Source organism: Halorubrum wangae (genome assembly GCF_051194135.1).
GTDB lineage: Archaea > Halobacteriota > Halobacteria > Halobacteriales > Haloferacaceae > Halorubrum.
Genome location: NZ_JBLZNH010000001.1, coordinates 676,755 through 698,250 on the forward strand (window position 1 = coordinate 676,755; position 21,496 = coordinate 698,250).

The window sequence follows — 21,496 nt, forward strand, 5'->3', positions numbered from 1 at the left end:
TGGTATGTCTCCCTGCGGGCGGTGAGGCGTGGGGTGCGTCGCGTCGAGCGGCGGTTGTCACGCCTCCCACTCCGCGACGGCCCGCACCGGCGAGCCGTCGCCGTCTCGTAGGCGGAGCGGGAAGGCGTACAGCCGGAATCGCGCCGGACACCCGTCGAGGCCGCGGAGGTTCTCAACGATCGCAAGGTCGCTATTTAAAAGAACATCGTGAGCGGGCGTACCCGTCGGCTCGTCGTCCCGCGAGGCCGACTCTCCCGCGTCCGCGTCGGTGGCGCTCAATCCGGGGGGCGTCGGGTCCGGGCCGAACGTGTCGAGTCCGACCCCCACGCCCCGGTCTCGGCACCACTCGGCGGCGGCCTCGGTCAGGTAGGGGTGGTCTCGATAGCGTTCGCTCCCCCAGTGAGTCGCCCACCCCGTCCGGCAGACGAGGAGGTCGACCGCGGGCGTGGCCGCGTCCGTCCCGCAGTGGTCTCCGAGTGACGCCGAAAGCTGTGCGGGCCCGATCGCCTCCCGCGGCTTAAGCGGTCTGAGGTCGACGAGGCGGGCGTCGAACGCGAATCGGCCCGGATCGACCTCGTCGATCGTCGCCCCCTCGGGGAACGTGTGTCGCGGCGCGTCGACGTGTGTCCCAGCGTGGGTGCCCGTCCGGAGCACGCTCGTCGCGTAGCCGTCGTCGGCGTGGGTCGCGTCGGGTGCGAGCGTCACCTCGGGGTCGCCGGGATACGTCGGCATCCCGGTCTCGATCGGTTGCGAGAGGTCGCGAAACACGCGTCTCGATGGAGCGCGCCGGCGCTTAAAAACCAAGGGCCAGAGCAGGGCCGAGAGCGAGGCGTCGACGCTGAGGACTGCGTCGCGCTCAGTGCTCGACGAACTCCACGAGCACGCCGCCCGTCGACCGCGGGTGACAGAAGGCGACCTCGTGCCCCCACGCGCCGGGACGCGGCTCCTCGTCCACGAGGTCGACGCCGAGGTCGCGGGCGCGGTCGAGCGCCCCCGACAGGTCGTCGGTCGCGAGCGCGACGTGGTGGATCCCCGGTCCCTCCCGCTCGAGGTAGTCGGCTATCGCGCCGCCCTCGGTCGGCTCAAGGATCTCGAAGTAGCCGCCGCCGTCGAGTTCGAGGAAGACGACAGTCATCCCGTCGAACGTCTCCTCGTGCGCAACCGGTGCGTCGAGGAGACCGTCGAACAGTTTCGCGAGGTCGCTGGCGTCGCGCGTCGCGACGCCGACGTGGTCGAATTGCATGCCTCTCCGATCGGGCGCCGCCGATTTATACGGTCCGGGCGGTCGGCGGTCGCTCCCCCGCGCCGCCGCGATCCAAAGGTTTGGGTGCGCTCCGGGTGTAGTGGAGACCGACTACAGCCGTGAGCGACTCACAGACAGACGGGGCGACGGAGCAGATGACGTCGCGGAACATCCTCGGCTCGCTGCTCGAAAGCGGGCTCCACGAGATGAATCGAGAGCGCTCCGGACTCCTGCTTTCGGGAGTCTCGGCAGGGCTCGACATCGGGTTCGGCCCGCTGATGATGGCGGTGGTCTTGACGCTCTCCCCGAGCGGGTACGGGGATCTCACGACAGAGCTGCTGCTGGCGAGTGTCTACTCCATCGGGTTCATGTTCGTGATACTGGGGCGGTCGGAGCTGTTCACCGAACACACGACACTGGCCGTCATTCCGGTGCTCGACCGACAGGCCTCGGTCCGTCAGCTGGGTCGGCTCTGGGGACTGGTGTACGTCGGGAACCTCGTCGGCGGGCTGCTGTTCACCCTGCTGGTGTTCTTGTTGATGCCCGAGCTCGGCGTCGTCACGCCCGAGTCCTTCGAGACGATCGCCCTGAAACTCGTCAACCACGACCTGCCGTGGCTGTTCATCGGCGGCGTCTTCGCCGGCTGGCTGATGGGGCTGCTGGCGTGGCTCGTGACGGCCGCCCAGGACACGACCGCCCGTATCCTCCTCGTGCTGATCGTCACCGGCACGATCGGGCTCCTTCACCTCCCGCACTCGATCGCGGGCAACGTCGAGGTGCTGTTCGGCCTGTTCGTCTCGCCCGAAATCACGCTGACGGACTACGTCAGCTTCCTCGTGCTGGCGACGCTCGGAAACGCCTTCGGCGGTGCGGTGTTCGTCGCGTTACTGAAGTACGGCCACGTCGTCCGCGGCGCGGACTGAGCGCTCGGCGCTCCTCCGGCGTCGATCCCTATCGCCCCGGCTTGTACTCCCCGAACTCGTCGCGGAGCACGTCCGATACCTCCTGGACCGTCGCGTACGCCTTCACGGCGTCGACGATGTGTGGCATCACGTTCTCGCTGCCCTGCGCGGCCTCGCGCAGCGACCCGAGCGCGTCCTCGACCGCGTCGCTATCGCGCTCGGCCTCCACCGCCTGCAGGCGCTCGCGCTGATTCTGCTCCTGTTCGGGGTCGACCTCTTCGAGGTCCATCTCCGGCTCCTCGTCCACCTCGAACTCGTTAACGCCGACGATGATCCGCTCGTCCTCTTCGATCTCCCGCTGGCGCTCGAAGGCGACGTCTTGGATCTGTCGCTGGACCCATTGGCTCTCGACCGCTTCCAACATGCCGCCGCGGCGGTCGACCTCTTCGATGATCTCGAACGCCTCCTCCTCGATCCCGTCGGTGAGGCTTTCCACGTAGTAGGAGCCCGCGAGCGGGTCGATCGTGTCGGCCGCGCCCGACTCGTGCGCGAGGATCTGTTGGGTGCGGAGCGCCGTGCGAACCGACTTCTCGGTGGGGAGCGCGAGCGCCTCGTCTTTCCCGTTGGTGTGCAGGCTCTGTGTTCCCCCCAAGACGGCCGCGAGCGCCTGATACGCGACGCGAACGACGTTGTTCTCGATCTGCTGGGCGGTGAGCGTGGAGCCGCCGGTCTGGGTGTGGAACTTGAGCTGTTTCGATTTCGGGTTCTCCGCGTCGAAGCGTTCCTCCATGATCTGCGCCCACATCCGACGGGCGGCGCGGAACTTGGCGGCCTCCTCGAACACGTTGTTGTGGGCGTTAAAGAAGAAGGAGAGCTGCGGGGCGAACTCGTCGACGTCGAGTCCGGCGTCGATCGCGGCCTGCACGTACTCGATCCCGTCCCCGAGCGTGAACGCGACCTCCTGTGCCGCGGTCGACCCCGCCTCGCGGATGTGGTACCCCGAGATGGAGATGGTGTTGAAGTTCGGCGTCTCGGCGGCGCAGAACTCGAAGATGTCCGTGATCAGCCGCATCGACTGCTTCGGCGGGTAGATGTAGAGGTTCCGCGCGATGTACTCCTTCATGATGTCGTTCTGGATGGTCCCCCGAAGCTCCTCGCGCGGGACGCCCTGCTTGTCGCCCATCGCAACGTACATCGCGAGGAGGACGCCCGCGGGGGCGTTGATCGTCATCGACGTCGACACTTCGTCGAGCGGAATACCGTCGAACACCGTCTCGAAGTCGTCGAGGGTGTCGATGGCGACGCCCGACCGCCCCACCTCTCCCTCGGCCATGGCGGCGTCGGAGTCGTACCCCATCTGCGTCGGGAGGTCGAACGCCATCGACAGCCCGGAGGAGCCCTCGTCGATGAGGTAGTTGAACCGCTCGTTGGTCTCCGCGGCCGTTCCCATGCCCGCGTACTGCCGCATCGTCCAGAGCCGCCCCCGGTGCATCGTCGAGTAGACGCCGCGCGTGTACGGCTCCTCGCCCGGGTTTCCCAAGTCCTCGCGGTAGTCGTGGTTCGGGACGTCGGCCGGGGTGTACAGCGGGTCGACCTCCTGGCCGCCCGTGTCCGTGGTGAACGCCTCCTTGCGCTCTCCGAACCGGTCGACCGTCTCGCCGTAGGTCCCCGTCTCCCACGACTCCTTGGCCTCTCGGATCGCGGCCAGTTCCTCAGGATCGTACATTAGGTAACCGGTCGACCGAGCGGGACTTAACAGTTTTCAGGACCGGCGTCCCCGACGCTCTCCGACGTCTCGGCGGTCGGTTTCAAGTGCCGTGCGAATCATCCCCGCGCATGGACGTCCTCACCGACTCGGCCGAGCGCTTCCTCGCCGCGACGGCGCCGGAACACACCGCGACGCAGGCGGAGATGGCCGAACTGGCCGACGACTGGGGATTCCCGATCATCGGCCCGGAAGCGGGGGCGGTGCTGCGACTGCTCGCGCGGCTGACCGACGCCACGCGCGTCTTCGAGTTCGGCTCCGGCTTCGGCTACTCCGCGACGTGGTTCCTGCGCGGCGGCGCCGAGGCCGTGATCTGCACGGAGTTCGACGAGTCGGAGGCCGAGCGCGGCGTCCGGTTCGCCGCAGACGGCGGTTACGCCGACAGCGTCACCTTCGAGGTGGGTGACGCGATGGAGACGGTCGAGCGCTACGACGGGCCCTTCGACGTCGTCCTCATCGACCACCAGAAGAACCGCTACGCCGACGCCTATCGGGCGGTCCTCCCGAAGGTCCGGACCGGCGGCGTAATCGTCGCCGACAACATCACCAGGGGACCGATCGACTTCGGCGACCTCGTCGCGCACTTCGAGGAGGGCGCCCCTCTACCCGACCCCGAGGTCGACGGGGAGACCCGAGGGATCGGCGAGTACGTCGGCATGGTGCGCTCGGACGACGCCGTCGAGACCGCGATCCTTCCGGTCGGCTCCGGTATCGCGGTGTCGACGAAGGTGGTGTAACGCCGACCACTCGACGACCGAACCTATTCGGGCCTCGCTCTCCAATGAGGAATCGATGAAGGTGGGCCTCATCTCGGACGTCCACGCGAACCTCCCGGCGCTCGACGCGGTCCTCGACGACATGCCCTCGGTCGACCGGATCGTTTGCGCCGGCGACGTGATCGGGTACAACCCGTGGCCGGCGGAGTGCATCGAACGCGTGCGCGAGGTTGCGTCGAAGACGGTCAGGGGCAACCACGACCGCATGGTCGAGACGCCGGAGCGCTACCGCGCCAACCGGATGGCCGAGGCCGGACTCGAACACGCGAAGGCGACCCTGTCGGACGATCAGCTTGCGTGGCTCCGCGGGCTTCCGCGCGCCGAGACGTTCGCGGGCGGCCGGTTCCTGCTGGTCCACTCGCACCCGGCGGCCGAGCACGAGGACGCCTACGTCTACCCCGACGAGTTTTCGAGCTTAGACCAACACATGGGGGAGTACGACGGACTCGTCCTCGGCCACACGCACATTCAGGGGAAGCGGTCGGTTGCCGGCGGCGTGGTCGTCAACCCCGGTAGCGTCGGTCAGCCGCGAGACGGTGATCCGGACGCGGGGTACGCCGTGCTCGACACGGCGACGGACGAGGTCGCGCTCGAACGCGTCGCGTACGACGTCGACCGCGTGCGCGAGGCGGTCGCCGACGCTGGGCTCCCGGAGCGCACTGCCGAGCGTCTTTATAAGGGAACGTGAGCGTTGGAACGGACGAGGGACCGACATGCGGCCGGGGCCGACCGGACGGCGGACGGGCGGAGCGCTCGAACCCCGGCGCCCGCGCACCGCCTCAGAGCGGGACCCCGAAGTAGAGGAAGACGTTCCGCGCGGCGATGGCCAGCGAGAGGAGGCCGACGCCGGCGCACATCACCGTCGCGACCAACCGCCGAGTCCCGCCGGCGACCGCGACGGGGATGCCGATGACGACCATTCCGGCGGCCTTGGTGAGGAGCATACCGGGAACCAGTCCGTAGGCATCGATGAACGCGCCGCCGACGGGCGACCCCTCGACGAACTCTCCGCTCCCGACGGCGACGTACGTGGAGGTCACGTCCGCGACGACCCCGACGGCAAGCAGGAGGAGCGCGGCGGCGAGTCTTGTCGGCACTGGCACAGATGAGGCGATGAGTCCTAATAAATTTCCGGGGGCGTCGAATACCGCGGTATTCCCTGCGTAACTCGGGGACCTGCGGGGTGACCGCGAGCCGCGCACAGCACAATTCCATTTAAACCGTCGCGTTACGTACTACGGGCAATGAGTTCGTCCGAGGACGAGTACGATATCGCGGTGGTCGGCGGCGGACCGGCCGGGCTGACGACCGCTCTGTACGGTGCCCGACTGGGCCACGAAACGGCGCTCATCGACCGCGGCGGCGGCCGCGCGGCGATGATGACGGACACCCACAACGTGATCGGAATTACCGAGGAGGTCTCCGGCAATGAGCTCCTCGAAACCGGCCGCGAGCAGGTCGAGTCCTACGGAGGCACCTTCGAACGCGGGTTCGTCACCGACGTCGTCGAGACCGACGACGGTCGCTTCCGACTGACGACGAAGGACCTCGAACTCGTCGCCGACCGCGTCGTGCTCGCGACCGGCTTCTCCGACGAGCGCCCGGACCCGCCGCTCCCGCGGAACGCCAAGGGGCTCCACTGGTGTCTCCACTGTGACGCCTACATGTTCGTCGACGAGTCGGTGTACGTGATGGGACACGGCGAGGCGGCCGCCCACGTCGCGATGATCATGCTGAACGTGACCGACGAGGTGGACCTGCTGACCCGCGGCGCGGAGCCGACGTGGAGCGAGGAGACGGCGGCCCAGTTGGAGGCGCACCCGGTCGACGTCGTCCACGAGGACATCACCGCGATCGAGAACGATCCGGAATCCGGCTGGCTCGAGGCGATGGAGTTCGAGGACGGCACCCGCCGCGAGTACCGTGGCGGCTTCCCGATGTACGGCTCCGACTACAACACCGCGCTCGCCGAGGGACTCGGCTGCGACCTCACCGAGGGCGGCGAGGTCGACGTCGACGACCACGGGCGCACAAGCGTCGACGGCGTCTACGCGGTCGGCGACGTGACGCCCGGCCACAATCAGGTCCCCGTCGCGCTGGGACAGGGGGCCAAAGCCGGTATCGCGATCCACAAGGAGATCCGCGAGTTCCCGCGTTCCACAGAAGAGATCGCCCGCGACGGCCCCGTCTCCGAGGCGGACGTCCCCGCGATCGCTCCCCACCTGCTGTCGAACGCGATCGCGCACGAGGGGCACGCCGGCGGCCCCCGCGCGGGCGCCGAGACGGACGCGGAGCAACCCGCGGCCGACGACGACTAATCACCCACCCGGTGGCGACGAGGCCCTCTCCGGAACGAGGTCCGAGAACGGGCCGGGACACCAATCTTTTTGATCCGCCCTCGCCGAGCGCTCGTATGGGAACCATCGATGCCGACTTCTCCGACGAGACGGTCGTGGTGACGGGCGGATCGAGCGGTATCGGCCGCGCGGTCGCGACGGGATTCGGCGACGCGGGGGCGACCGTAATCAACGCCGACATCCGGGAGTCCCCGAAAGACGTCGACGCCGAGGCGCCCACGCACGAGGCCATCGAGGAGCGCGGCGGAACCGCCGCGTTCGTCGAGACCGACGTCTCCGAGCCGGCACAGATCGAGTCGGTGATCGAGGCGGCCCGCGAGTTCGGCGGGGTCGACGTGATGGTGAACAACGCCGGCGTCCATCGCAGCCGCGAGTTCCTCGACGTCACCCCGGACGACTTCGACTTCGTTCACGACGTCAATCTCAGGGGCGCGTTCTTCGGCACGCAACTGGCCGCGAAAGATATGATCGACCGCGGCGTCGAGGGAGCGGTCGTGAACACGTCGTCGACGACGGCCACGCACGCGGAGTGGGACCACTCGCACTACGCGACGACGAAGGGCGGGATACGGATGCTCACCCGCAGCGCGGGGCTCGAACTCGACCGACACGGGATCAGGGTGAACGCGGTCGCTCCGGGACCGATCGCCACCGAGATTCGCGAGGGCTGGGCCGAGGAGGCGACCGCCATCGACGACTCCGGCGGGCTCCCGTCCCGCGCCGGGACTCCCGAGGACCTTCGCGGCGCGTACCTCTACCTCGCCTCCGAGAACGCGAGTTACGTGACGGGCGAGACCGTGTTGGTCGACGGCGGGGCGACGCTGTAGGGTAGCTCTTGTGGGGTGATTGCAGCGAGGTAACAGACGGCTGAGGAAAGCGGACAACAGATGCGCTGGCTGGGAGTTAGAGTTAGAAGTTCGGTTGAAATTGTTTTTTGATTCTCGTCTGGCCGAATATCACGACTACAATTATTTCGTGGTGAAAATATCGGTTGCCTCTGAACCACAATCTGTATCTTGTATAAAAACACAACAATTTTGATAGTAACTATACATCATCTGTCATGATAACTCTTGAACTAAGTACACTGAAGATGGAATATCACCGAATCTACTTTTGATCCCTTAAGAACTAAATATCGGTCAGTAGATCTGACACTCATGTTGGGCGACCTGTATGGTCGCGGTCACCAATTTGAGACAATTGGTGAGTTGCTGTGACCGAGACCCCGTTTCGGGATCGTCTAAATGAAGACGATCCAGCGTACCGCAAGGAACACGCCTCACATCGTTGCACTCAATGCAACTGGAGGATATTTAGCCACGAAAAGTACCAGTGCTCCTACTGCGGCGATGACTATTGCCCGGACCACCGCCTCCCTGAGAAACACGAGTGTGTCAACTTCAACGCATACGACCCGCTAAACCAGAATAGCTCAGACGTACCGCATACCACTCCTAAGCGAAAGAAAGAATCACTCCGAGAAAATATATCGAGGGTTTCAATCCAGGACCTTGCCGAGCGGACGCGAGAAAGACGAGAGCAGATCGAGACGAAACAAGACAAAATCAAACAAGAACAAAAAGAACAGTTTGCTAGTCCAGACGTGAATCTAGACGGGAGTCTTTCTGAACCGCAATACGAGGAAGATATTCAGTCTATTGGCAGTTTAGAAGAGGATGGGAGCGAGGATACGGGTAGATTGTATATCACAAAGGTGGGTCTCATAATCTTCCTCATTCTCTTGATGACAACCGCGGTGTACATATTCATACTATAGCTCGCTAACCGACAGCGTTTCCGGACACGTACTGCAAGGCTGAGAGTGCATGGATTAGATGCGGATCTGAACCGTGTCGCCCGCTGTGCACGACTGGTATGTTTCAGATCCCGCTCGGTACTTACGAGCAGTGCGAGGAAAATGCGCCGGCCGGGACCCTCGCGAACGAACGGTTCGGGCGAGCGAGGGTACGGGCGGCGCTCGACCGAAGGGAGTGCGCCGCACGGGATTTGAACCAGAATCAGACGTGCTCGCTCACTTCGTTCGCTGCGCGCGACTGATAGGGTTCAAATTCCTCTCGGCGATTTCTCTCACTTCGTTCGAGAAATGCGCCGGCCGGGATTTGAACCCGGGCCATGAGCTTGGAAGGCTCAGGTCCTACCACTAGACCACCGGCGCGCGTAGGCGCGTCCGTTGCTGACGCGTGTAGACGTAGGCCGAACGAATCCAATAAACGTTCCGTGTTCCGGCCGGCGACAAGGACCGACAGGAGCGCGGCGCTCGCCCTCGGTATATAAAGGACCACAGTATCGCGGGCCGTTCCCGCGTGATTAGAACGCTTTTCAGGAGCTTAGAAGCCGGTAGGGTTACTATAGGGATAGGCACGCGAGATACACCCGTGAGGTGAGCACGATGTCATACCAATCGGGAAATCCGCTGGTCGACGAAGTCGAGCTCGCGCTTGACGGTCCGTGGGCGGCCTACTGGATCGCCTTCCTGCGCGTGATGACCGGATGGTGGTTCTTCCACGCCGGGATCACGAAGATCATCGAGAACGGGCTCTCGTTCACCTACGGCCCGGCGTACCTGCAGGGAATGACCGGCACCGCGCTCGGCGGAATCCCCGTCTGGATGGGGAACAACCTCGCGTGGCTCATCGAGCCAGGTGTGCCCCTGTTCGAGACGCTGATCGGACTGGCGCTGATCTTCGGCGCGTTCACCCGACTCGCCGCGTTCGGCGGGGTCATCTTCATGACCCTGTTCTGGGTCGGCAACGCCGGCTTCGGCCATGGCCTGGTCAACAGCGACTTCATGGGGCTCATGCTGTTCGTGACCGTCCTCATGCTGTCGGCGGGCCGGTACTACGGCCTCGACGCGGTCATCGAGAAGCTCCCGTTCGTGCAAGCACGCCCGAAGCTCCGCTACCTGCTCGGTTAAGAGGTGACACAACATGACTAACATCATCGACAAAGCGGCGATGGGGCTGAGCGCGGGACTGATGCTGCTCGGGGTCGTCGGGATGGGAGTCCTCGAACTCCTCGCCGGCGCGCCGTACAGCCCGGCCCCGATTACCAACGAGGCGGGCGACGTTGTCGCGACGCCGCTCATCTCGCCGCAGATCCGGACCGGCGTCGTCCTGGCCGGCCTCGCGGTGCTGGGGCTGTACGCGTTGTACACGGTCGTGACGCCGCTCGCGGACGACGCGGGCGCGCGCCACGAGACCATGGCAGACTGAGAGGGCGATCAGACCGCCCCGGTCGGCTGGGCGGCTACTTTTCCGCGGTCGACGACTCGTCTCCAAGCGTCGCCGATGGCAACGACGGCAAGAAATACAACGATCGCGAACTTCGCGAGATAGCTCCGGGAGACAGCGTCGGGACTCACGCGGCGGCGGAAGCGATCGAGACGGGTCGAACGCAGTCCATCGACCGCCGCGATAGCATCCGTTTAGCCCTACTTCCCGGTAACACAACTAATACTCACGGATGAGCGCTCGCAACCACGGCGTAGCAGTTTCCGCTCGAGACGTCCACCTCGACGAGTTCGAGGTCGCTCTCGGCGATGTCTGCCTCGAACTCCGCGGGGGAGTAGATGTGATAATACCGCGGCACGGTGTCTCCCCCGGGGAGCGTCCAATCGACGGTCGTATCGAACCCCTCCTCCTGGTCGAAGCGGTCGTGGGCGGTGCTCCACGCGCTCACGAGCGCCGCCCCGCCCGGCGCGAGGACGCGGGCGAGTTCGTCGAGACTCCGGACCCGAGCGTCGCGCGGCGAGAGGTGGTGGATCGTTGCGACGTACGTCGCGAGTCCGACCGTGTCGTCCGCCAGCGGGAGGGCGGCGGCGTCGGCGTGAACGAGGTCGAGTACGTCGTCGAACCCGCGTTCTCGGGCTCTTTCGGCCGCGGCTCGGAGCAGCTCTCGGCTGAGGTCGACCCCAACGACTGAATCGGCGCGCTCGGCGAGTAACTCCGCGTGGCGGCCGTTCCCGCAGCCGACGTCGAGGGCGCGGGCGGCCGACCGGTCCGACACGAACGACTCCACCTCAGGCCACGCGTACTCGCGAGTCTTCGCGAAGTGCGCCGCGATGCGGTCGTACGTCGATTGCGTGTCCATGACGGACGGTCGACGCGGACCGATATAGCTCCGGTGACCCGCGGTCGAGCCGACGACCGAACCGAGCCGCGTCCCGCGTTTCCGATCAGAGGACGCCGATGACGCCGAAGGTGAGCAGCGTCAGCGCGAGGAGAATCACCACGTGTTTCACGCCGTCCTCGACGGACCCTTCACCGAGCTGGCCGGCGACGAGTCCCGAGCAGAGCGCCTGCACCGCCGCGGCGTGGAAGAACAACTGCTCGTAGGCGAACGCGTCGATCTGACCGATCCCCCCGGTGATCCCGGTCGATCCACCGGGTGCGCCGGGGACGTCGCCCGTGCTCCCGGCGCCCGATATCGCGGCCTCCTCGATGGCCGGGATGAAGGAGACAGACAGCGCGGCGATAATCCCGAGGAACACCAGGAAAGAGATGTAGATCACGATTAGGTACGTGAACATCACCTGCTGGCGCTCCCGGCGGAGCGACCACGTCGCCCGCGATTCGTCGGCGGCGATCCGAAGCACCGGGCCGATGTCGCCGCTCGCGTGCATCGCGTTCGTCACGAGCGCTACGGCTCGGGCGGTCATCGGTGACTGAACGCGGTGTTCCAGCCGGCGGAGCGCGGTGCTCACGTCGGCGCCCCAATCGATGTCGCGGCGGGTGCGCTTCAGGTCGGTCGTCAGCGCCTCGAGGTTCGAGTCTGCGACCCGGCGGACGCTCCCGACCACCGAGGTGCCGGCCTCGTTGACGCTGGCGAGGCGGTCGAGGAAGTCGGGCACCGACGACTCGATCCGGCGGGTCCGTCGCTTTCCGGCCTCGTAGACGGCCGTATAAACGGCGAGGACCAGTGCCGTCGCGACGACGAGCGGAGTCTCCACCTGCGCCGCCATCTCGGTCGCCGGCCCGAGCACGATGGGGAACGCGAAGACGAGCAGCCCGAGCATCGCGAGCGGCACCGTCACGAGGAACGAGGTCCACGGCGCGTTCATCGCGTTCTCGACCGGGGACGCAGCCCACTCACGCAGCCGCCGAACCCGGTCGTAGGCGCGGAGTCGTTCGCGGCTTGCCGCCCACGGGTCGGCGGCGGCCGAGTCGGTGAGGCCGCCGTCGGCCGCGACGGTCGGGGCGCTCGGGGTGTCGGAGACGATGCCCTCCTCGTCGTCAGACGACTCGGAGCGGTCGACCTGCTCTGTCCCGCCGATGCCCTGCGTCACGCTGTCGACGTAGACGACGAACCCGAACGTCGCGAGAGGGACGCCGAGGTAGACGACGACGCGAAGCAGCGGCAGCGTGTCCTCCAACACCAGTCCGATGACGACGAGGATGGTGATGAAAAAGAGCGGCCCGGCGACGAGTGCCGTGACGTACGCCTCCGCGAACGCCGAGAGCAGTTCGAGGTACTGCTCCTGTTTCGACTCGGCCTCCTCCTGGTACAGCTCGTACTGATCGGCGAGGAACTCCGAGATGGACTGCCCGGTGCCGAGAACGGACGCGAGGTTCTCCGCGAAGTCGGTCAGATCCTCGCTCGGCGTCCGGCGCGCGGTGCGCTGGAGCGCGGTCAGCGCGTCCGTCCCGAACGCGTTCATGTCGCGGACGGCGACCGACAGCTCGGTGGCCGCCTCGCCGTATACCGCCTCGTTCTCCGCGAGAGTGTCCATCACCCGCGGAAACGCCATCCCCGACCGCGAGAGCGCGTACATAAACGCGACCGTCCGCGGGAGGGTGGCGTCGATCTCCGCCGCTCGGGCGTGCGCGCGCTGATTGAGTATCTCCCATCGCCCGTAGTACGTCCCGGCCGCAAGCGCGGTCCCGAGCGTCGCCGAGGCGAACGTCAGAATGAGGAACAGCTGAGGGAGTCGTAGGGTCGAGAGCTGGGTGACGTCGGCGAGGAACGTGAGCGAGGCCGGCAGCAGCACGCGGATGGCCGCCTCACCGACGTCGAGCGCTGAAAACAGCCCGGCCGCCGCATACACGCCGAGGACGCTCCCCGCGACGCCGAGCACACCCGCGTACAGCAGCGTTCGGGAGGCGTACGCCCGGTGAGTGCCGGCGACGTGCGCGGCGCGCATCAGGTCGCGCTGCCGCCGCTTGCGCGGTCCGTCCTCCGCGACGTACTCACCGAACAGCGACATCGCGATCCGGGTGATCAACAGGTCGGCGCGACGGTCGACGAGCGGGACCAACAGTGCCAGACAGAGCCCGAACGCGACGAAGAGCGGGACGGCGGTTATCATTCCGACGGCTCTCCGGCGCCTGACCCCTCGGCCCCGTGGCCGACCGGCCGCCGCCCGTCGTCCGAGACGGCCGGGTCGGCGGGCACCTCGGCCCCGTCCTCGTCCCTCGCCCGGCCTTCCAACCGCTCCATCACGCGGTCGGGGTTGGCGTAGTACTCGTTGATGAGCGCCGTGAACGTCCGGTAGTCGCCGATTTCGAGCTCGAGGAGCAGCGCCAAGAAGCGCTCACGTCGCCGGATCTCGCGGAGCAGTTCGGCGCGGGACCAGCCACGTTCGTCGGCGATCTCCGACATGAGCGACGAGTCGTTGCGGCGGAACTCGTCGGCCTCCGCGTTCCAGTCGAACGCCGACGAGTAGTCGAGTTCCCCGGTGCGCTGGTCGATACCGCCAATCTCGCCGATCGTCTTCGCGCGCCGGACCCGCTGGTTCCCCGAGCGAGTCAGCGTTTGGATCGCCAGCATGTCGAGCGACTGGACCATCGCGCGGGGCACGTTGATCGGCTCGTTCTCCAGTCGGTTGATCACCGTCTCGATCGAGTCGGCGTGCATCGTCGAGAAGGTGGTGTGCCCCGTGTTCATCGCCTGGAACAGCGTCTTCGCCTCGCCGCCACGCACCTCCCCGACGATGATGTACTCGGGACGGTGGCGCAGCGCGGAGCGGAGCAGGTCGAACATGTCGATGTCGGTCCCCTCGTAGCGGCGCTCGCGGGTGACCGAGGAGAGCCAGTTGTCGTGGTACAGTGAGAGCTCGCGGGTGTCCTCGATGGTGAGTACCTTCGCGCGCGGCGGGATGAACATCGACACCGCGTTCATCGAGGTCGTCTTCCCCGAGGCGGTGCCGCCGGCGAAGATGAGGCTCTTGTTGTGCTCGATGCAGAGCCAGAAGTACGCCATCTGCTCGACGGAGAATGTGCCGTACTCCACCAGATCGATCGGCGTCATCGGGTCCTCGGAGTACTGTCGGATCGTGAACGCGGAGCCGCGGGGCGTCACCTCCTCGCCGAGGGCGAGCTCGGCGCGGGAGCCGTCCGGCAGCGTCGTCTCCACGATCGGATCGCCCACGGAGACGTGGCGCCCGGACTGCTGGGCGAGCCGAATGACGTAGTTATCGAGCTCCGCCTTCGCGAACGAGATGTTCGTCTCGATGTCGGTGTACTCGTCGTGGTAGACGAATATTGGGAGGTCGTACCCGTCACACGAGATGTCCTCGATATGCCGGTCGTTGAGGAGGGGGTCGACCTTCCCGTAGCCGCGGAAGTCGCGGTAGAGGTAGTACGCGAGCGAATGGAATGTCTCCATCCCGGGGTCGACGCCGTACCCCTCGAGCAGTCCGGTCAGTTCCTCTCGGAGCGTCTCCGCGTCGGTCTTCCCGGCGCCCTCTCGGTAGAGGAGGGGATCGCGAATGTCGTCGACGACGCGGTCGAGGAGGCCGCGCTCGAACTCGTCGAGGTCCGGCTCGACCGCGTAGTACCGGTGCTCGCTCTCCTCCTCGTCGTAGGTGACGACGACGAACGCGTATGGCGCGTTCACCCAGTAGCGGTCGACCTCGCGCTCACCGTCCGGCACGGCGAACGACGCGAGCGGACCGTTCTCGCCCGGGCGGAACGGACGAACGTCGATCTCCGACCCTCGCAGCATCTCCCACGTTCGCGAGAGCTGTCGCCGGACGGATTCGAAGCGATCGTCAATTCCCTCGCGCGCGTCACCCGCCATTATCGTTACGCCGACGTATGTGCCGTGGTGATTTAAAAGCCACCGAGCGGTTCTCAAGCCTGATGCTCAGCGCTCCGGTCCAAACGTGCGCCTCCTCGTCCTCTCTGAGTCGGTACCCGCTTGTCTCTGAGTCGGTACCCGCTTGGTTCCGTCCGCATTCCGCACGTTCGGTGATCCCGTCTTTTCGGTCGCCCGCTCGTGCGCTCGCGGACCGCTCGCCCGTCACGTTGATACTTACTGACCGCGAAGAACCGAGTAGGCAATGCGGCGTGACTACTTCGAACTGACCGTCGAGGGCGTCGATGACGACGCCGACCGGGCGACACCCCTGGTCCGGATAGACTTCCACGGACCGGCGGGGCTGTTGCGCGATCGGCTCTCGGATACGGACGGCGGCCTACTCGAGGCCGGCGAAATCGACGTGGCCTTCCGGCTCCGTGAATCGCTCACCGACGCTGCCGACCCCGAGGGCGTGGTCGGCGTGACGAACCGATACACCGGTGACTTCATCCTGGAACTCAACGAGACCGCGACGGACGTCCTCCCGTTCATCCGCGCCGCGCGCGACTCGGCCGGCGACGAGGATGCGCGCTACCGCGTCGAGATCGACGTCGAGGGCGAGCGACTCGTCTCCTACGACAAGAACACGTTCCTCGTGTACGACCACGAAGGGAACCTCCTCCGAAACGAGAGCCTGATCCCCTCCGGCGTCGAGCTGTGACGCCGGTCCCGGCCGCCTTCTGACGTTCAGATACTGACGTTGTCGCCGACCAGCCGCACCTCGTCGCCCGGTCGCAGGTCGAACGCGCCGTCGCCGCGGCCGTCGTTGACGTCGCACTCGACGTAGCCGTGGCTCCCGACGGTGACGAGCCGTTCACCGAGGTCCACCGCGCCGAACGTCTCCGCGACGGGCGTGAGGTCCTCGTTGACGCGGATCCAGTCGCTGCCACGGACCAGTTCGCCGGGGACGTTCGTGACGACGTTGCCGAAGCGGTCGATCACGAGCACCTCGCCGTCGACGGCGACCGGGCTGCCCTCGTCGTCGCGTTCGACGCTCGGCTCGGGGAACGCGATGTCGACGGGGTCGGCCGCAGGCGAGAGATCGTCCATCGACGCGAGCGCGTCGGACACGGCCTCGGGACTCGCGGACGCCAAGCCCTCGTCGAACCGCGATCGGACCCGCGCCGCGACCGGGGCGAACACGTCGCGACCGTGGAACGTCTGGCTCGCCGGCTCGTCGACGTCGACGACGAACGCCTCCAGGTCGGCGTCGTCGGTGGCCGCGCCGTCTGCGTCGCCCCGCTCACCGACGAGCGCCCTCGCGGGCGGCATCGCCAGCCCGTTGTCGGGCGCGACGATGACGTGGGACCCGGCGCGGACTACGAGGGCGTCACGGTCCGTGCCGACGCCCGGGTCGACGACTGCACAGTGGACGGCCGGCGGGAACTCCGGAAGCACGAACCGAAGCCAGAAGGCGGCCGCGCGCGGATCTCCGCGCGGGAGGTCGTGGGCGATATCGATCATTTCGGCGCCGGTGTGTCGGCGGATCACTCCCTTCATCGCGGCCGGGTACGGCGAGCCGAAGTCGGAGGTGAGCGTGATCATACGCTATCAGCGGTCGGGCCGTGTCTTAAAAGGCCTCCCTGTCCGGCGGTCCCGCACCTGGCCCGCGGCGAGTCGTTCGCGCCCGGTGCTACCAGACGACGATTACGTGTCCAGCGGCTGTTCGCCGTTGGTGTCGGTCTCGGCGATCCGGCGAATGCGCTCGACCCCGTCGACCTCCTCGATCACGTTGATCACGGCCTCCGGGACGAGCGCCTCCCAGTCGCGGCCGTGGATAATCCGCTCGCGCAGCTCCGTCCCCTCCAACACGTCGCGGCGGAACATCGGGGAGCCCCGGACCTCGACGCCGGCCTCCTCGAACAGCCGGACGACGAGCGGGTTGTTCGAGTAGGCGACGTCGAATCGCGGCGTCATGCTCTGGACGTGGCTCACCCACACGGAGTTGCGATCGAGGTCCTCGATGGGGACGACGTACGTGGTGACGTCGAGGTGTTCGACGGCCTTCGTCACCATCATCACGCGCTCGCCGGCGGTGAACGGGTTCCGGGTCGTGTGGGAGTCGCCGGCCGATCCGATCCCCAAGACGAGTTCGTCGACGTCCGCGGCGATCTCCTCGATCATGTGCCGGTGGCCGTCGTGAAACGGCTGATACCGCCCGATGTAGAACCCGCGCATGGGTTCACGTAGCGGGGGCATTATTTATAAACCCCATGGGACCGGTCGAACCGCGATATCTGGGGCTGTCGCGGCTCTCTGTGGCGTTTCACCGAACTCGACCGGACGTCCTGTGGGGAGAAAGTATATCAGTAGCCGACTCTTCGTTTTTCCTAGAGACACCCGATTCTATGAGCAACGAAAAGGACGCAAATGACCCCCCGACCGAGGAACCCGAGAACCCGGCTGAGACCGGCTCGGACGCCCCGGATTCGGGAGGGAACGGCGAGGACGCCCCCGACGACGTCGCTCCCGACGACGGCGCTCACGCGCCCACCGAAGCCGAGTCCACCGATGAGGCGGACGAGGCCGACGAGGTAACGGAGTCGGCGGACGGCGAGGAGCCGGACGAGGTCTGGGACGACGGGATCGTCGTCGATGACGATCCGGACCCGGACGTCAGCACGGGCCGCGGGGACGAGAACGGTGCCACCCCAGATGGTGTCGCCGAACCGACCGACGACGGCGGTATCGACGACCTCGGAAGCTCGGTCGAGGTCGAGGGTGCCGAGATCGACGAGGACCCGGACGAGGACGACCTCCTCGGCGGGCTCAATATCGACACCACTGCCGAACTCGAAATCCCCGACCGCCTCGTCGATCAGGTGATCGGGCAGGAACACGCCCGCGACGTAATCATCAAGGCGGCCAAGCAGCGCCGCCACGTGATGATGATCGGCTCGCCCGGGACCGGGAAGTCGATGCTCGCGAAGGCGATGTCCGAACTGCTCCCGAAAGAGGAGCTACAGGACGTGCTGGTCTACCACAACCCGGAGGACGGGAACAAGCCGAAGGTCCGGACTGTCCCCGCCGGAAAGGGCGACCAGATCGTCGACGCGCACCGCGAGGAGGCGCGCAAGCGCAACCAGATGCGCTCGCTGTTGATGTGGATCATCATCGCCGTCGTGCTGGGCTACGCGCTCATCATCGTCGGCCAGATCCTCGTCGGCATCATCGCGGCCGGGGTCGTCTACCTCGTCTTCCGCTACCTGAACCGCGGCTCCGACGCGATGATACCGAACCTGCTGGTGAACAACGGCGACACGAAGACCGCGCCGTTCCGCGACGCGACCGGCGCGCACGCCGGCGCGCTGCTCGGCGACGTCCGACACGACCCGTTCCAGTCCGGCGGGATGGAGACGCCCAGCCACGACCGCGTTGAGGCGGGCGCCATCCACAAGGCGAACAAGGGCGTGCTGTTCATCGACGAGATCAACACGCTCGACATCCGCAGCCAGCAGCACCTCATGACGGCGATCCAGGAGGGCGAGTTCTCGATAACGGGCCAGTCCGAGCGCTCCTCGGGCGCGATGGTTCAGACCGAGCCCGTCCCGACCGACTTCGTCATGATCGCGGCCGGGAACCTCGACGCGATGGAGAACATGCACCCGGCGCTCCGGAGCCGCATCAAGGGGTACGGGTACGAGGTGTACATGGAGGACACCATCGAGGACACTCCTGAGATGCGCCGGAAGTACGTCCGCTTCATCGCCCAGGAGGTCGCGAAGGACGGTCGCCTCCCCGAGTTCTCGGCGGACGCGATCGAGGAGGTCATCCTCGAAGCCAAGCGCCGCTCCGGCCGGAAGGGTCACCTCACCCTCCTGTTCCGGAACCTCGGTGGGCTCGTCCGCGTCGCCGGCGACATCGCCCGCGGCGAGGACGCCGACCTGACCACCCGCGAACACGTGCTGCAGGCGAAGGGGCGCTCGCGCTCCATCGAGCAGCAGCTCGCCGACGACTTCATCGAGCGCCGGAAGGATTACGAACTTCAGGTCTCCGAAGGGTACGTCGTCGGCCGCGTCAACGGGCTCGCCGTGATGGGCGAGGACTCCGGGATCATGCTCCCGGTGATGGCCGAGGTCGCGCCCTCGCAGGGTCCGGGCGAAGTGATCGCCACGGGCCAGCTGAAGGAGATGGCCCAGGAGTCGGTGTCGAACGTCTCCGCGATCATCAAGAAGTTCTCCGACGAGAACATCTCGGAGATGGACATCCACATCCAGTTCGTGCAGGCGGGCCAGCAGGGCGTCGACGGCGACTCGGCGTCCATCACGGTCGCGACCGCCGTCATCTCCGCGTTGGAGGACGTCGGCGTCGACCAGAGCCTCGCGATGACCGGCTCGCTGTCGGTGCGGGGCGACGTGCTCCCCGTCGGCGGCGTGACCCACAAGATCGAGGCGGCCGCGAAGGCCGGCTGCACCCGGGTCATCATCCCGCAGGCGAACGAGCAGGACGTGATGATCGAAGACGAGTACAAGGAGATGATCGAGATCATCCCGGTCTCGCACATCAGCGAGGTGCTCGACATCGCCCTGGAGGGCGAGGCCGAGAAGGACTCGCTCGTCTCCCGGCTCAAGTCGATCACCGGCTCGGCCCTGAAGGAGAAGAGCGTCTCCGGCCCCTCCAGCCCGAGCCCGCAGTAGACCGACCGCCCGACCCCGCTGATGCCTGAGTGGGCGACGTTCGCGCTTTCGACCGTCGCCCTGACGCTGTTGCTTCTGTTTCTCACCCGTCACTCCCAGCGGCTGGTGGAGCGAGCGCGGATCGTCGACGCTCGCGGCAACCCCATCGACGGCGACCGGAGCATCGAGACGCGATCCCCGACGTCGACGCACCAGCCGCCGAGAGCGGCGGCGGCGGCGAACGACCCGGCGCTCGCCCGACGCTCTCGACCCGAGTCCTGCTGGCCAACGCCGCCACGTCGCAGGCGGTCGGATTCGTCCTTCTCGTTGCTATCGCGTGGTGGACCGCGGTGCCGGCGACGGCGTTCGGGGTCGGCGAGTCGCACCCGACGCTCGGCGCCCCGGCGTTCGCGTCGCTCGGAACGCCGGGGTTAGTCGCCCTCGGGGTCGCCGCCGGGGCCGCGCTCGTCGTCGGCAACGAGGCGGCCGCGCGGCTCGGCCGGCGGGTCGGCCTCGCCCCCTCGGACCGACTCCGTGCGACGATGGCGCCGAAGACGGCCGGCGAGTGGGTTCTGCTGCTCGGCGTCGTGCTCCCGGTGATCGCGGTCTTCGAGGAGGCGCTGTTCCGCGGCGCGCTGGTGGGGGCGTTCGCGGCCGGCCTCGCGCTCGACCCGTGGCTCCTCGCGGTCGGCTCGTCGGTCACCTTCGGCCTCGGTCACGGCGCGCAGGGGCGACTCGGGGTCGTCATCACCGGTGCGCTCGGCCTCGTTCTCGCGGGGCTGTTCGTCGTTACCGGGAGCCTCCTCGTCCCCATCGTCGCTCACTACGTCGTCAACGCCGCGGAGTTCGCCACCCACGAGTGACCGTAGCGGCGGTCGATCGCTGATCGCGACCCCGCCCCCTTTTTATTCCACCGGGACCAACGCCGGACGATGAGCGGGAAACCGACGGTCGGCGAGTACATGACCCGCGACGTTGAGACCGTAAGCCCCGACGACACGGTCGGCGACGTCGCGCGGCGGATGGTCGAGAGCGACGGCCACAACGGGTTTCCTGTCACGCAGGGGCGGACCGTCGAAGGGTTCGTCTCGGCCGCCGATCTGCTGCTCGCAGACGACGAGGCCCCCGTCTTCACGGTGATGTCGAACGACCTCATCGTCGCGCATCCGGACATGAAGGTGACCGACGCCGCCCGAGTTATCCTCCGCTCCGGCATCCAGCGGCTCCCCGTGGTCGACGACGCCGACAACCTCGTTGGGATCATCTCGAACACGGACGTGGTCCGGTCCCAAATCGAGCGCGCGACGCCGAGTAAGGTCGGGAAGCTGATGCGGACGCTCGAACAGATCCACGGGGTCAGCCTCTCCGAGGAGCGGCGAGAGGTCCAACTTACCGATCTCATCCCGACGCAGGCGCGGGTGTACGCCGACGAGTTGGAGGGGCGTCAGTACGAGCTCAAACGCGGACTCGCTGAGCCGCTGGTGGTGATCGACAACGGTGGCACGCTCCACCTCGCCGACGGGCACCACCGCGTGATGGCCGCGCACAAGGCGGGCATCGAGACGATGGACGCGTACGTGATCGTGCCGAAACGCCCGGTCGACCTCGGCATGGCCAAGACCGCTGAGAAGGAGGGGTTACACGACATCACCGACATCGAAATTGTCGACTACGCGCGCCATCCGCTCATGGAGACGACGAAGCGGCTGCAGTGAGCGGGAACGGGGACGGCTCTGA

21 protein-coding genes and 1 tRNA gene are annotated in these 21,496 nt (G+C 66.7%); 12 read left to right on the top strand and 10 right to left on the bottom strand.

The genetic code is table 11. The features are described 5' to 3' along the window. Positions 1–57: 57 nt before the first annotated feature. Entirely contained in the window at positions 58–768 is a 711-nt protein-coding gene (locus ACNS84_RS03500) for a cyclase family protein (protein WP_435073450.1), read from the bottom strand. 88 nt (positions 769–856) lie between these two features. Continuing rightward, the gene (mce, locus tag ACNS84_RS03505) at positions 857–1,243 is read right to left on the bottom strand and encodes a methylmalonyl-CoA epimerase (protein ID WP_435073451.1); all 387 of its coding nucleotides are present in this window, start codon (positions 1,241–1,243) and stop codon (positions 857–859) included. 119 nt (positions 1,244–1,362) lie between these two features. On the opposite strand from mce, the gene ACNS84_RS03510 reads away from it, so the two are divergent. After that, positions 1,363–2,166 (top strand): formate/nitrite transporter family protein, encoded by an 804-nt coding sequence (locus tag ACNS84_RS03510; RefSeq protein ID WP_435073452.1) that lies wholly within the window; start codon positions 1,363–1,365, stop codon positions 2,164–2,166. Positions 2,167–2,194: 28 nt separating this feature from the next. Here the strand turns inward: ACNS84_RS03510 and ACNS84_RS03515 are convergent, their stop codons facing one another. Beyond that, positions 2,195–3,871: an acyl-CoA mutase large subunit family protein gene (locus ACNS84_RS03515; protein ID WP_435073453.1), complete on the bottom strand. Its 1,677-nt coding sequence runs from the start codon at positions 3,869–3,871 to the stop codon at positions 2,195–2,197. A 110-nt stretch (positions 3,872–3,981) separates the two neighbouring features. Between ACNS84_RS03515 and ACNS84_RS03520 the strand changes: the two genes are divergently transcribed. Both ACNS84_RS03520 and ACNS84_RS03525 read left to right on the top strand, forming a co-directional pair. Further along, positions 3,982–4,647 carry an O-methyltransferase gene (locus tag ACNS84_RS03520; protein ID WP_435073454.1) on the top strand — a complete coding sequence of 222 codons (666 nt, stop codon included), beginning with the start codon at positions 3,982–3,984 and terminating at the stop codon, positions 4,645–4,647. Positions 4,648–4,702: 55 nt separating this feature from the next. Further along, the gene (locus ACNS84_RS03525) at positions 4,703–5,374 is read left to right on the top strand and encodes a metallophosphoesterase family protein (RefSeq protein ID WP_435073455.1); all 672 of its coding nucleotides are present in this window, start codon (positions 4,703–4,705) and stop codon (positions 5,372–5,374) included. A 91-nt stretch (positions 5,375–5,465) separates the two neighbouring features. Here the strand turns inward: ACNS84_RS03525 and ACNS84_RS03530 are convergent, their stop codons facing one another. Further along, positions 5,466–5,783: a hypothetical protein gene (locus ACNS84_RS03530; protein ID WP_435073456.1), complete on the bottom strand. Its 318-nt coding sequence runs from the start codon at positions 5,781–5,783 to the stop codon at positions 5,466–5,468. 147 nt (positions 5,784–5,930) lie between these two features. On the opposite strand from ACNS84_RS03530, the gene ACNS84_RS03535 reads away from it, so the two are divergent. The 3 genes from ACNS84_RS03535 to ACNS84_RS03545 all read left to right on the top strand — a co-directional run bounded on the left by ACNS84_RS03535 (position 5,931) and on the right by ACNS84_RS03545 (position 8,823). Further along, on the top strand, positions 5,931–7,004 hold the full coding sequence (locus ACNS84_RS03535; RefSeq protein ID WP_435073457.1) for an NAD(P)/FAD-dependent oxidoreductase: 1,074 nt from the start codon (positions 5,931–5,933) through the stop codon (positions 7,002–7,004). A 95-nt stretch (positions 7,005–7,099) separates the two neighbouring features. Further along, positions 7,100–7,870 (top strand): SDR family NAD(P)-dependent oxidoreductase, encoded by a 771-nt coding sequence (locus ACNS84_RS03540; RefSeq protein ID WP_435073458.1) that lies wholly within the window; start codon positions 7,100–7,102, stop codon positions 7,868–7,870. Between the two features lie 389 nt (positions 7,871–8,259). After that, on the top strand, positions 8,260–8,823 hold the full coding sequence (locus ACNS84_RS03545) for an AN1-type zinc finger domain-containing protein (RefSeq protein ID WP_435073459.1): 564 nt from the start codon (positions 8,260–8,262) through the stop codon (positions 8,821–8,823). A 328-nt stretch (positions 8,824–9,151) separates the two neighbouring features. Here the strand turns inward: ACNS84_RS03545 and ACNS84_RS03550 are convergent. Further along, positions 9,152–9,222: transfer RNA gene (locus ACNS84_RS03550), tRNA-Gly, on the bottom strand. Positions 9,223–9,456: 234 nt separating this feature from the next. Between ACNS84_RS03550 and ACNS84_RS03555 the strand changes: the two genes are divergently transcribed. Both ACNS84_RS03555 and ACNS84_RS03560 read left to right on the top strand, forming a co-directional pair. Continuing rightward, complete coding sequence (locus ACNS84_RS03555; protein WP_435073460.1) at positions 9,457–9,981, top strand: DoxX family protein; 525 nt, start codon at positions 9,457–9,459, stop codon at positions 9,979–9,981. A gap of 13 nt (positions 9,982–9,994) precedes the next feature. Further along, a complete protein-coding gene (locus ACNS84_RS03560) occupies positions 9,995–10,279 on the top strand; it encodes a hypothetical protein (protein WP_435073461.1) in 285 nt (94 codons plus the stop codon). A gap of 244 nt (positions 10,280–10,523) precedes the next feature. On the opposite strand, the gene ACNS84_RS03565 is transcribed toward ACNS84_RS03560, so the two are convergent. The 3 genes from ACNS84_RS03565 to ACNS84_RS03575 all read right to left on the bottom strand — a co-directional run bounded on the left by ACNS84_RS03565 (position 10,524) and on the right by ACNS84_RS03575 (position 15,083). Further along, the gene (locus ACNS84_RS03565; protein ID WP_435073462.1) at positions 10,524–11,156 is read right to left on the bottom strand and encodes a class I SAM-dependent methyltransferase; all 633 of its coding nucleotides are present in this window, start codon (positions 11,154–11,156) and stop codon (positions 10,524–10,526) included. 85 nt (positions 11,157–11,241) lie between these two features. Beyond that, positions 11,242–13,371 (bottom strand): type II secretion system F family protein, encoded by a 2,130-nt coding sequence (locus tag ACNS84_RS03570; protein ID WP_435073463.1) that lies wholly within the window; start codon positions 13,369–13,371, stop codon positions 11,242–11,244. Continuing rightward, positions 13,368–15,083 carry a type II/IV secretion system ATPase subunit gene (locus ACNS84_RS03575; protein ID WP_435073464.1) on the bottom strand — a complete coding sequence of 572 codons (1,716 nt, stop codon included), beginning with the start codon at positions 15,081–15,083 and terminating at the stop codon, positions 13,368–13,370. Before ACNS84_RS03575 ends, ACNS84_RS03570 begins: the two co-directional genes overlap by 4 nt. A gap of 262 nt (positions 15,084–15,345) precedes the next feature. Between ACNS84_RS03575 and ACNS84_RS03580 the strand changes: the two genes are divergently transcribed. Further along, positions 15,346–15,804 carry a DUF5793 family protein gene (locus tag ACNS84_RS03580; protein WP_435073465.1) on the top strand — a complete coding sequence of 153 codons (459 nt, stop codon included), beginning with the start codon at positions 15,346–15,348 and terminating at the stop codon, positions 15,802–15,804. 26 nt (positions 15,805–15,830) lie between these two features. Here the strand turns inward: ACNS84_RS03580 and ACNS84_RS03585 are convergent, their stop codons facing one another. Beyond that, on the bottom strand, positions 15,831–16,688 hold the full coding sequence (locus ACNS84_RS03585) for an SAM hydrolase/SAM-dependent halogenase family protein (protein WP_435073466.1): 858 nt from the start codon (positions 16,686–16,688) through the stop codon (positions 15,831–15,833). Positions 16,689–16,790: 102 nt separating this feature from the next. Further along, on the bottom strand, positions 16,791–17,321 hold the full coding sequence (locus ACNS84_RS03590) for a nicotinamide-nucleotide adenylyltransferase (protein WP_435073467.1): 531 nt from the start codon (positions 17,319–17,321) through the stop codon (positions 16,791–16,793). A gap of 170 nt (positions 17,322–17,491) precedes the next feature. Between ACNS84_RS03590 and lonB the strand changes: the two genes are divergently transcribed. The 3 genes from lonB to ACNS84_RS03605 all read left to right on the top strand — a co-directional run bounded on the left by lonB (position 17,492) and on the right by ACNS84_RS03605 (position 21,474). Then, the gene (lonB, locus tag ACNS84_RS03595; RefSeq protein WP_435073468.1) at positions 17,492–19,780 is read left to right on the top strand and encodes an ATP-dependent protease LonB; all 2,289 of its coding nucleotides are present in this window, start codon (positions 17,492–17,494) and stop codon (positions 19,778–19,780) included. A 29-nt stretch (positions 19,781–19,809) separates the two neighbouring features. Next, positions 19,810–20,622: a CPBP family intramembrane glutamic endopeptidase gene (locus ACNS84_RS03600; protein ID WP_435073469.1), complete on the top strand. Its 813-nt coding sequence runs from the start codon at positions 19,810–19,812 to the stop codon at positions 20,620–20,622. Between the two features lie 69 nt (positions 20,623–20,691). Next, positions 20,692–21,474 (top strand): CBS domain-containing protein, encoded by a 783-nt coding sequence (locus ACNS84_RS03605; RefSeq protein ID WP_435073470.1) that lies wholly within the window; start codon positions 20,692–20,694, stop codon positions 21,472–21,474. The last annotated feature ends 22 nt before the right edge of the window (positions 21,475–21,496 follow it).